This window comes from Vogesella fluminis, from assembly GCF_014652335.1.
Lineage (GTDB): Bacteria > Pseudomonadota > Gammaproteobacteria > Burkholderiales > Chromobacteriaceae > Vogesella > Vogesella fluminis.
In genome coordinates this window covers 1-10243 of the sequence record NZ_BMYP01000058.1, presented here as the reverse complement: position 1 = coordinate 10243, position 10243 = coordinate 1, and the positions used below count along the sequence as shown (strand labels likewise).

Genomic DNA, 10243 nt, shown 5'->3' with positions numbered 1-10243 from the left:
AAACGGCCCTGCGTTTCACTATTCCGCCTTCGGGCAGGCCCAAGTCCGACAGGCTGCTAGTCTCAGGTGCGCTGCGAGGTTTTGTTAGCGGCTCTAAACTACTGTCGCCGTTCAGGCGTGCCGCTGCGTTGCCAGCCAGCGTTCGATGGCGTGGCAGGCCGGGGTCAGGATGTCGCCGTGGTCGGCGGCCAGGTTCAGGTTGTCTCCTGCCATGCTGCGCAGCCAGGTGATCTGGCGCTTGGCCAGCTGGCGGGTGGCGGCGATGCCGCGCTCGACGAATTCGGCGTGGCCGTACAGGCCGTCCTGGTATTCCCACGCCTGGCGGTAGCCGACGCAGCGCATCGACGGCAGTTCCAGCGACAGCTGCGGCCAACGTGCGCGAATGCGGCTGACCTCGTCGAGGAAACCCTGTTCCAGCATGATGTGGAAACGCTGCGCGATGCGCTGGTGCAGCCAGCTGCGCTCGTCCGGATTCAGCGCCAGCCGCAGCAGATTGCCGCGTGCGGCGTCGTCGCGGCCGCGTGCCAGCAGCGCCGACATGGTCTCGCCGCTGAGCAGGCAGATTTCCAGCGCGCGCTGGATGCGTTGCGAGTCGTTGGGGGCGAGGCGGGCGGCGGTGACGGCGTCGAGGGTGGCGAGGCGCGCGTGCATGGCCGGCCAGCCGAGGCGGGCGGCGTCGGCCTCCAGTTGCTGGCGCAGCGCCGGATCGGCCTGCGGCAGGTCGGACAGGCCGTCGGTCAGCGCCTTGAAGTAGAGCATGGTGCCGCCGACCAGCAGCGGCAGCCTGCCGCGGGCGTGGATGTCGGCGATCAGGCGGTTGGCGTCGGCGTGAAACTGCGCCGCGGAGTAGGCGTCCGTGGGGTCGATGATGTTGATCAGGTGGTGCGGGCACTGCGCCATCTCCGCCGCCGTCGGCTTGGCGGTGCCGATGTCCATGTCGCGGTAGACCAGCGCGGAATCGACGCTGACGATTTCGACCGGAAAGCGCTCGGCCAGCGCCAGCGCGAGGCCGGTCTTGCCGGAGGCGGTGGGGCCCATCAACAGGATGGCGGCAGGATGATCGGACATGACGGTGTGCGGCAGGAAAATGGCCGGCCATTGTCGCACGGCACTGCCGGCTGCGGCCAACGTTGGCCGCAGCGGCGACTCACCGGCGTGAGGCGTTCAGCGCTCCAGCAGGTGGCGCTTGTCCTTCACCTTCAGCCACTCGGCATGGTCGGGCAGCGCGTCGATCTTGCTGGACAACACCGGCCACTGCGGCGCCAGCTCGGCGTTGATGGCGATGAAATCCTGCTGGTCGGCCGCCAGGTCCTCTTCGGAGAAGATCGCCTCCGCCGGGCATTCCGGCACGCACAGCGTACAGTCGATACACTCGTCGGGGTCGATCACCAGGAAATTGGGGCCGGCGTGGAAGCAGTCCACCGGACAGACATCGACGCAGTCGGTGTATTTACATTTGATACAGGCTTCGGTTACAACGTGCGTCATCTGGGCGCGCTCCTTTAATGGTGGGTGTCTGGGGTAATGCTTGAGTCGTTTAGTCAACATTTTAGTCGTATCTCTCTATTTTCGCTGCTCCTGCCATGTCCGTCACTGCCCCCATTCCCGTTTTGCCCTATCGCGGCCGCTTTGCACCCAGCCCCACCGGCCTCTTGCACGCCGGCTCGCTGACCACCGCGGTCGGCAGCTATCTGGAAGCCAAACGCCACGGCGGCGAGTGGTGGCTGCGCATGGAAGACCTCGATCCGCCGCGCGAGATGGCCGGTGCCGCCGACGCCATCCTGCGCACGCTACAGGCCTTCGGCTTCGAGTGGGACGGCGAGCTGGTGTACCAGCATGACCGCCACGAGCGGTATCGCGCGGCGCTGGCGCAGCTGGTGGCGCAGGGCGACGCCTACGGCTGCGCCTGCACGCGCAAGGAAATCGCCGCTGCCGGCCACCCCGGCGCCGACGGCGTGGTCTATCCCGGCACCTGCCGCCACGGCGTGGCGCCGGGGCGCAGCGCGCGGGCGTGGCGGCTGCGGGTGGACGACAGCCGCACCGCGTTTCACGACCGCCTGCAGGGCGAATACGGCCAGCGCCTGCAAAGCGAGATCGGCGATTTCGTGCTGCTGCGCGCCGACGGTTTCTGGGCCTACCAGCTGGCGGTGGTGGTGGACGACATCGCACAGGGCATGACCGACATCGTGCGCGGCGCCGACCTGCTGGTATCGACGCCGCGCCAGCTGTGGCTGCGGCAGAAGCTGGGCGGGCCGGCGGTGACGCACTGCCACCTGCCGCTGATGGTCAACGCCGCCGGCGAGAAGCTGTCCAAGCAGACGCTGGCGCCGGCGATCGACGCTCGCGCCGCCGCCGCCGAACTGCGGCAAGCGCTGACGCGGCTGGGACATGCGCCGCCGGCGGAGGCGGGCGACGTGGCCGAGCTGTGGCAGTGGGCGCGCGGCAACTGGCAGCTGGCGCGGGTGCCGGCGGGACCTATCGTCATTGCATAGCGATCCTGGTATACAATCGCCAACCTTCCGCCAGACGGGCCTCTTTCGAGGCCCGTTTGTCATGACAGAGCAACCGGAACAGGTTGCCGGGGTGCCGCTGCCCGGCGGCGGCACGCAGACAGAGCAAAGCGGCCGCGCCGCCCATTCAGGACCCTCGAATAATCATGCAGGATTTCATCGCTTGCACGGCCGCCGCGCCGTGCCCGTTTCCCCGCTGGCCTCAGCGCTCTTCCGCACGGAGGGCCGCATGAGCCACGCTCCGCAAACCGCCGCCAAAGGCAAACTCGGCATCTGGATGTGCACCGCGCTGGTGGTGGGCAACATGATCGGCTCCGGCGTGTTCCTGCTGCCGGCGTCGCTGGCGCAGTACGGCGGCGCCTCGCTGATCGGCTGGGTGATCACCTCGCTGGGCGCGATCTGCCTGGCGCTGGTGTTCGCGCGCCTGGCGACGCTGCTGCCGCACAAGGCCGGCGGCCCGTATGCCTACATCCACGAAGGCTTCGGCGATTTCGCCGGCTTCCTCATCGCCTGGGGTTACTGGATCGCGCTGTGGGCCGGCAATGCCGCGCTGACCGTGGCCGGCGTCAGCTATCTGGGGGTGTTCTTCCCGCAGCTGAACGACAGCAACTTCGCCGCCGGCGCCACCGCCATCGGCCTGATCTGGCTGGTGACGTGGATCAACAGCCGCGGCGCGCAAAGCTCCGGCCGTGTCGCCATCGTCACCACCCTGATCAAGCTGCTGCCGCTGGCCGGGGTCACCGTCGCCGGCCTGCTGCACCTCAACCCCGATTTCGTCGTGTTCAACCCGCAGCACAAGCCGCTGGCTGAGGCGATTCCCGCCACCATGGCGCTGACGCTGTGGGCCTTCCTCGGGCTGGAGTCGGCGTCGGTGCCGGCCGGTGACGTGGATCAGCCGGAGCGCACCATCCCGCGCGCCACGGTGCTGGGCACGCTGCTCGCCGCCGCGCTGTACATCGCCAGCACCATCGCGCTGCAGGGGCTGATGCCGGCGGCAACGTTGGCCGCATCGGCGGCGCCGTTTGCCGATGCCGCGCGCAGCCTGTGGGGCGAGTGGGCGTACTACGCCGTCGGCCTCGGCGCGGTGATTTCCTGCTTCGGCGCGCTCAACGGCTGGTGCCTGATGCAGGGCCACATTCCGGCCGCCGCCGCACGCGACAGGCTGTTCCCGGCCTTCTTCCGTCACGAGAACGCGGCCGGCGTGCCCATCGTCGGCCTGCTGCTGTCCACGCTCTTGGTCACCATCCTGCTGGCGTGCAAGTACGCCGGCGGCGACAGCGGGGTGCAGATCTTCGAGTTCGTGATCCTGCTGGCCACCGCCACCACCTTGCTGCCGTACGCGTTCTGCGCGATGGCGCTGCTGGCGGTGATGCTGCAGCGCCACCGCCAGTTCCGCCCCCGCGACTGGCTGGCGCCGCTGGCGTTCTCCGGTGGCGGCTTCGTGTTTGCGCTGTGGACCATTTTCGGCTCCGGGGCCGAGGTGGTGATGTGGGGCGTGCTGCTGCTCTTGGCCGGGCTACCGGTGTACTTGTGGCAGCTGCGTGAAAATATCGTTAAGGCATAAAATGCAGCTAAAAGGTTGGCCGCAAAGCCCTTCCGGCGTTGCGGCCAAGCTTTTTTGCGCCAAGTGCCTGATCCTGTTGCAAAACCTGACTTGCCAAGTGCCATGGCTGCGCTGATAATGCGCCCATTCCGCAGGAGAGAGCCGCGCCGGACCAAACCGGACGCCGCCGCCGAAGGCGCAAGTGCACCCGCAATCGCTCAGGCAAAAGGACTGCAAGAATCGGGGGTTACCCCGCAGAATCTGGAGAGCGGCGCGCACAGCGCCCACCGAAGGGGCTAACGGCGCAATGCCGGAAAATCTCAGGTGCATGGACAGAGGGGTGTGAGAAACAGAGGAAACTCACGCTCGTACAAGGACCTGCCATGACAGCCCCGCAACGTACCCCCCTTTATGAAGCCCATATCGCGTCCGGCGCGAAGATGGTCGATTTCGCCGGCTGGGAAATGCCGATCCACTACGGCTCGCAGCTGAAAGAGCACGAGATCGTGCGCAGCGACGCCGGCATGTTCGACGTGTCGCACATGACCGTGGTCGACATCAGCGGCAGCGACGCCAAGTCCTGGCTGCAAAAGCTGATCGCCAACGACGTGGCCAAGCTCGGCTTCGAAGGCAAGGCGCTGTACTCCGGCATGCTCAACGACGACGGCGGCGTGGTCGACGACCTGATCGTGTACCTGACCGCCACCGGCTACCGCATGGTGATCAACGCCGGCACTACCAAAAAAGATCTGGCGTGGATGGACAAGCAGTCCGCCGGCTTCGACGTACAGCTGCAGGTGCGCCGCGACCTGGCGATGCTGGCGGTGCAGGGCCCGACCGCGATTGCCAAGGTGTGCAGCGTGAAGCCGGCACTGGCCGAGCAGATCCAGGCACTGAAAGTGTTCCAGGGTCTGCCGTCCAGCGACTGGTTCTACGCCCGCACCGGCTACACCGGTGAAGACGGTCTGGAAATCATGATCCCGGCCGATCAGGCCATCACCTTCTTCAATGAACTGAAAGCCGCCGGCGTGGCGCCGATCGGCCTGGGCGCGCGCGACACCCTGCGTCTGGAAGCCGGCATGAACCTGTACGGCCACGACATGGACGAGACCGTGTCGCCGCTGCAGGCCGGCATGGGCTGGACCATCGCCTGGAACCCGGAAGAGCGCGACTTCATCGGCCGCAAGGCACTGGAAGCGCAAAAAGCCGCCGGCGTGCCGATGAAGCAGGTCGGCCTGGTACTGGAAGGCCGCGGCGTGCTGCGCGAAGGCCAGAAGGTCGTGGTCGACGGTGCCGAAGGCATCATCACCAGCGGCACCTTCTCGCCGACCCTGAAACACTCCATCGCCATCGCCCGCGTCCCGGCTGCCACCGGCGCCACCGCCCAGGTTGACCTGCGCGGCACGCTGACCGAGGTGCGTGTGGTGAAAATGCCGTTCGTGCGCAACGGCAAGAAAGTTTTTGAATAAGCTGGTGTATAACGACGGGGCGAGCCGAGGCAGTCCCGATCCACACCATGACAACGCATTTTTCTGGAGAGAAAACATGAGCAACATTCCTGCCGAACTGAAATACGTATCCAGCCACGAATGGCTGCGCCTGGAAGCCGACGGCTCCGTGACCGTGGGCATCACCGAACACGCGCAAGAGCTGCTGGGCGACATCGTATTTGTCGAGCTGCCAGCCGTTGGCGCCAACCTGGCCGCCGACGAGCAAGCCGGTGTGGTGGAATCGGTGAAGGCCGCTTCCGACGTGTACGCGCCGATCGCCGGTGAAATCCTGGAAGTGAACGCCGAACTGGAAGCCAACCCGGAGCTGGCCAACAGCGAGCCGTACGCCGCTGGCTGGTTCTTCAAGATCAAGCCGGCCAACGCCGCGGATCTGGACGGCCTGCTGGACGCAGCGACTTACGCTGCCGAAATCGGCGCCTGATGAACGAGCCCTGCTGTCGTCAGACAGTAGGGCTTTTTGTTTTTTAGCCACGGACCACACGGAAACACACGCCCCAGCGGCAGCCGGCTTGCCCCGTGTCCTTCCGTGTGTTTCGTGGCTTATTCAGCAAACGGAATCGAAGACATGTCGCTCTCGCAACTCTTCAATCATCAAGAATTCATCGCCCGCCACATCGGCCCGTGCGAATCCGAAAAAACCGACATGCTGGCCGCCATTGGCGTCAGCTCCGTCGAAGAACTGGTGGCACAGACCGTGCCGGCCGGTATCCGCTTCAACCGCGCGCTGGACCTGCCGCCAGCGATGCGTGAAGCCGACGCACTGGCGGCACTGAAAACCGTCGCCAGCAAGAACATCGTCAACAAGTCCTTCATCGGTCTGGGCTACTACCCGGTACAGGTGCCGGGTGTGATCCTGCGCAACGTGCTGGAAAATCCGGGCTGGTATACCGCCTATACCCCGTACCAGGCCGAGATCGCCCAGGGTCGCCTGGAGGCGCTGCTCAATTTCCAGCAGATGGTGATCGATCTCACCGGTCTGGAGGTTGCCAATGCCTCGCTGCTGGACGAAGCCACCGCCGCAGCCGAGGCGATGACGCTGGCGCGCCGCGTGTCGAAAGTGAAATCCGGGCAGTTCTTTGTCGATAGCCGCGTGCTGCCGCAAACTCTGGACGTACTGAAGACTCGCGCCGAATACTTCGGCTTCGAGCTGGTGCAGGGCCATCCGGAAGAAGCCGGCAACGGTGACTACTTCGGCGCGCTGTTCCAGTACCCGGGCGAAGCCGGCGATCTGCTGGACTTGACCCCGTACATTGCCGCCGTCAAGGCCAAGGGTGGCGTGGCCATCGTTGCCGCCGACGTGATGGCGCTGGTGGCGCTGAAATCGCCAGCCGAAATGGGCGCCGACGTGGCGGTGGGCAACACCCAGCGCTTCGGCGTGCCGATGGGCTTCGGCGGCCCGCATGCAGCCTACTTCGCCTTCCGCGACGACATGAAGCGTTCCGCGGCCGGCCGCATCATCGGCGTGTCCGTCGATGCCAAGGGCAAGACCGCGCTGCGCATGGCGCTGCAGACCCGCGAGCAGCACATCCGCCGCGAAAAAGCCAACTCCAACATCTGCACCAGTCAGGTCTTGCTGGCCAATATGGCCGGCATGTACGCGGTGTACCACGGTCCAGAAGGCGTGAAGCGCATCGCCACCCGCATCCACCGCATGGCGGCGATCTTCGCCCACGCGGTGAAGGCTGCCGGCGGCAAGCTCAAGTTCGACCGCTTCTACGACACCGTGCAGGTTGAGCTGGGCGATCGTGCGGCCAACGTTTACGCCGCGCTGCTGGCTGCCGGCATCAACGTGCGCCCCGTTTTCCAAGAACAGGGCAACGGCGTGCTGGGCGTGGCCTTCCACGAGGCGGCAACCGAGGCCGACCTCGCGCAACTGATCGAGATCTTCACCGGCAAGGCCGCCGACATCGCCGCGCTGGACGCCGCTGCAAGCGACGCCATCCCGGCCAGCCTGAAGCGCGAATCCGCCATCCTCACGCATCCGGTGTTTGGCAGCCATCACAGCGAGCACGAGATGCTGCGCTACCTCAAGAAGCTGGAAAACCGCGACCTGGCGATGAACCACTCCATGATCAGCCTCGGCAGCTGCACCATGAAGCTGAACGCCACCAGCGAGATGATCCCCATCACCTGGCCGGAATTCACCGACATGCACCCGTTCGCCCCGCGTGGGCAGGCTGCCGGCTATCTGGAAATGATCGACGGCCTGCAGCGGCAGCTGATGGACATCACCGGCTTTGACGCCATCTCGATGCAGCCGAACTCCGGCGCACAGGGCGAATACGCCGGCCTGCTGGCCGTCCGCCGCTACCACGCCAGCCGTGGCGAAGCGCACCGCAACGTGTGCCTGATCCCGCAATCCGCGCACGGCACCAACCCGGCCACAGCGCAGATGCTGGGCATGCAGGTAGTGGTGGTGAAAACTGACGACAACGGCAACGTCGACATGGCTGACATGCAGGCCAAGGCCGAGCAGCATGCGGCCAACCTTGGCGCGCTGATGATTACCTACCCGTCCACCCACGGCGTATTCGAGGAATCCATCAAGGAAATCTGCGAGCTGATCCACGCCAACGGCGGCCAGGTGTACATGGACGGTGCCAACATGAACGCGCAGGTGGGCCTGACCCGTCCGGCCGACATCGGCGCCGACGTGTTGCACATGAACCTGCACAAGACCTTCTGCGTGCCGCATGGCGGCGGCGGCCCGGGCATGGGCCCGATCGGCATGAAAGCACACCTGGCGCCGTTCATGGCCAGCCACGTGGTAAGCCCGGTACCGGGTGCCGTGGCCGGGCAGGGCGCGGTAGCCGCCGCGCCGTTTGGCTCCGCCGCCATCCTGCCGATCTCCTACATGTACATCCGCATGATGGGCGCGGAAGGCATGAAGCACGCCACCGAAATGGCGCTCTTGAATGCCAACTATCTGATGCAGCAGCTGTCGGCACACTACCCTGTGCTGTACACCGGCAAGAACGGCCGCGTGGCGCACGAGTGCATCATCGACCTGCGCCCGCTGAAGGCCGCCTCCGGCGTGACCGAAGTCGACGTGGCCAAGCGCCTGATGGACTACGGCTTCCACGCCCCGACCATGAGCTTCCCGGTGGCGGGCACGCTGATGATCGAGCCGACCGAATCCGAATCCAAGGCCGAGCTGGACCGCTTTATCGCCGCCATGGTGGCCATCCGCCAGGAAATCGACAAGGTGCAGAATGGCGTCTGGCCGGAGGACAACAATCCGCTGGTGAACGCGCCGCACAGCAAGGCCGACATTACCGGCGAGTGGACCCGCCCGTACAGCCGTGAGGAAGCATTCTTCCCGCTGCCGTACGTGCTGGAAAACAAGTTCTGGCCGAGCGTGAACCGTATCGATGATGTTTATGGCGACCGCAACCTGGTGTGCAGCTGCCCGCCGGTAGACAGCTACGAGTAAGCGCCCGTTTGCGGCCAACCCTGGCTGCCACGGTACAGGTCACCTCCGCTGCGGATGGCGGGGGATACCAAGCTCAGTCAGAATCCGCCAGCCCGGCAAGTCATGCTTGCCGGGCTGTTTTTCATTCAATAAACCATCATCATGGCCGCTACGGCGTTGCATAATGGCAGTTGCCAACCGGTCTGTCTCGTGCGGTTATTCATCATTTTTTCATAATCACGGCTTAGACTGTCGCCAGTGTCACGGGAACTCCGTAAAACTACCTATAGTCAATCGCAACAAGAACACGTTATCGTAGCGTGAGCTTATGTTGTTTCAACAAGCTGGATAATCGTCAGAAAAAGAATGACAAAAAGGAAAAATCATGAGAATCAACCAACTCGAACCAGGCCATAGCATTCTGGAAACAACCGACAGCGGTGAAGAAATCCGCTTCGAAGTCGTCAATGTCAAGCCATTGGGCCGGCGCTATGAAGTGACGCTGCGTACTTCCGCTGGCCTGGAAAGCGTGGTTTATCCCGGTAACGCCTACGTGCAGACCGCTGCCTGACCGCACGCAACGCCACAATGAAAGCCCTGTCACGCAGGGCTTTTGCGTTTTTTCTTGACGCACTGCAATATGTGCGATATCATTCTTTTCTCAGTCGCGGGATGGAGCAGTCTGGTAGCTCGTCGGGCTCATAACCCGAAGGTCGTAGGTTCAAATCCTGCTCCCGCAACCAGAATTCATAAAACAGTTTTCCACTTGAGCTGTTTTGCCATACCGAAAATATGGCTGGCAGCAAGCCAGCTTTTTTTGATGGCACAATCTATACTTGCAGTGTTCAGTCGCGGGATGGAGCAGTCTGGTAGCTCGTCGGGCTCATAACCCGAAGGTCGTAGGTTCAAATCCTGCTCCCGCAACCACATAAAAACCCCTGATTCAATTGAAAAATTGGATCAGGGGTTTTGTGTTTTCTATCTCCCGATTTGGGCACAGGCATGGTTCTGTGCCCATTTCTGTGCCTAAACCGTGCCCACAGCGTTTCCCGAACGGGGCGTTTTGACCTTTGGGTTGAATGGGCACGCAGTTTGGCGATGACCGTTGGGATTTCTGCACGGTTTGTGCCCAGTGGGCACAGCGTGGGCACAAGGTATAAGTGTCTGAAATCGTCATTAAGTAGCGTTAAGTCACCTTTGCATCACGCTAGTGTAGTGCTGCGTTCTTGATGGAACTTGAAATCAGCTTGAAACCCGCATGGATATT

At 63.9% G+C, this 10243-nt stretch carries 8 protein-coding genes, 2 tRNA genes and 2 riboswitches; of the genes, 8 read left to right on the top strand and 2 right to left on the bottom strand.

Going from position 1 to position 10243, the window contains the following annotated elements; genetic code table 11:
- Positions 1-111 precede the first annotated feature (111 nt).
- Both miaA and fdxA read right to left on the bottom strand, forming a co-directional pair.
- Positions 112-1068 (bottom strand): tRNA (adenosine(37)-N6)-dimethylallyltransferase MiaA, encoded by a 957-nt coding sequence (miaA, locus tag IE083_RS14590; RefSeq protein WP_189354768.1) that lies wholly within the window; start codon positions 1066-1068, stop codon positions 112-114.
- A 96-nt stretch (positions 1069-1164) separates the two neighbouring features.
- Complete coding sequence (gene fdxA / locus IE083_RS14585) at positions 1165-1488, bottom strand: ferredoxin FdxA (protein ID WP_189354767.1); 324 nt, start codon at positions 1486-1488, stop codon at positions 1165-1167.
- A 95-nt stretch (positions 1489-1583) separates the two neighbouring features.
- On the opposite strand from fdxA, the gene gluQRS reads away from it, so the two are divergent.
- The 8 genes from gluQRS to IE083_RS14545 all read left to right on the top strand — a co-directional run bounded on the left by gluQRS (position 1584) and on the right by IE083_RS14545 (position 9903).
- Entirely contained in the window at positions 1584-2492 is a 909-nt protein-coding gene (gene gluQRS, locus IE083_RS14580) for a tRNA glutamyl-Q(34) synthetase GluQRS (protein WP_189354766.1), read from the top strand.
- A gap of 247 nt (positions 2493-2739) precedes the next feature.
- Positions 2740-4074: an amino acid permease gene (locus tag IE083_RS14575; protein WP_189354765.1), complete on the top strand. Its 1335-nt coding sequence runs from the start codon at positions 2740-2742 to the stop codon at positions 4072-4074.
- 121 nt (positions 4075-4195) lie between these two features.
- A riboswitch (glycine riboswitch) is annotated at positions 4196-4297 on the top strand.
- 7 nt (positions 4298-4304) lie between these two features.
- Positions 4305-4399, top strand: a riboswitch (glycine riboswitch).
- A gap of 37 nt (positions 4400-4436) precedes the next feature.
- Positions 4437-5522: a glycine cleavage system aminomethyltransferase GcvT gene (gcvT, locus tag IE083_RS14570; RefSeq protein WP_189354764.1), complete on the top strand. Its 1086-nt coding sequence runs from the start codon at positions 4437-4439 to the stop codon at positions 5520-5522.
- Between the two features lie 76 nt (positions 5523-5598).
- Positions 5599-5985, top strand: coding sequence for a glycine cleavage system protein GcvH (gcvH, locus tag IE083_RS14565; protein ID WP_047967190.1), 387 nt, complete (start codon positions 5599-5601; stop codon positions 5983-5985).
- Between the two features lie 144 nt (positions 5986-6129).
- Positions 6130-8997 (top strand): aminomethyl-transferring glycine dehydrogenase, encoded by a 2868-nt coding sequence (gene gcvP / locus IE083_RS14560; protein ID WP_189354763.1) that lies wholly within the window; start codon positions 6130-6132, stop codon positions 8995-8997.
- A gap of 364 nt (positions 8998-9361) precedes the next feature.
- Positions 9362-9547, top strand: a complete 186-nt coding sequence (locus tag IE083_RS14555) for a hypothetical protein (protein WP_189354762.1) — start codon at positions 9362-9364, stop codon at positions 9545-9547.
- A gap of 95 nt (positions 9548-9642) precedes the next feature.
- Positions 9643-9719, top strand: a tRNA-Met gene (locus IE083_RS14550).
- A 107-nt stretch (positions 9720-9826) separates the two neighbouring features.
- Positions 9827-9903 (top strand) — tRNA-Met (locus tag IE083_RS14545).
- Positions 9904-10243 lie beyond the last annotated feature (340 nt).

What these genes read in the sequence shown, in the direction of transcription:
- IE083_RS14555 (WP_189354762.1), top strand. Translation starts at nt 9,362, where the DNA reads ATGAGAATCAACCAACTCGAACCAGGCCATAGCATTCTGGAAACAACC.
- IE083_RS14575 (WP_189354765.1), top strand. Translation starts at nt 2,740, where the DNA reads ATGAGCCACGCTCCGCAAACCGCCGCCAAAGGCAAACTCGGCATCTGG.
- fdxA (WP_189354767.1), bottom strand. Translation starts at nt 1,488, where the DNA reads ATGACGCACGTTGTAACCGAAGCCTGTATCAAATGTAAATACACCGAC.
- gcvH (WP_047967190.1), top strand. Translation starts at nt 5,599, where the DNA reads ATGAGCAACATTCCTGCCGAACTGAAATACGTATCCAGCCACGAATGG.
- gcvT (WP_189354764.1), top strand. Translation starts at nt 4,437, where the DNA reads ATGACAGCCCCGCAACGTACCCCCCTTTATGAAGCCCATATCGCGTCC.
- gluQRS (WP_189354766.1), top strand. Translation starts at nt 1,584, where the DNA reads ATGTCCGTCACTGCCCCCATTCCCGTTTTGCCCTATCGCGGCCGCTTT.
- miaA (WP_189354768.1), bottom strand. Translation starts at nt 1,068, where the DNA reads ATGTCCGATCATCCTGCCGCCATCCTGTTGATGGGCCCCACCGCCTCC.
- gcvP (WP_189354763.1), top strand. Translation starts at nt 6,130, where the DNA reads ATGTCGCTCTCGCAACTCTTCAATCATCAAGAATTCATCGCCCGCCAC.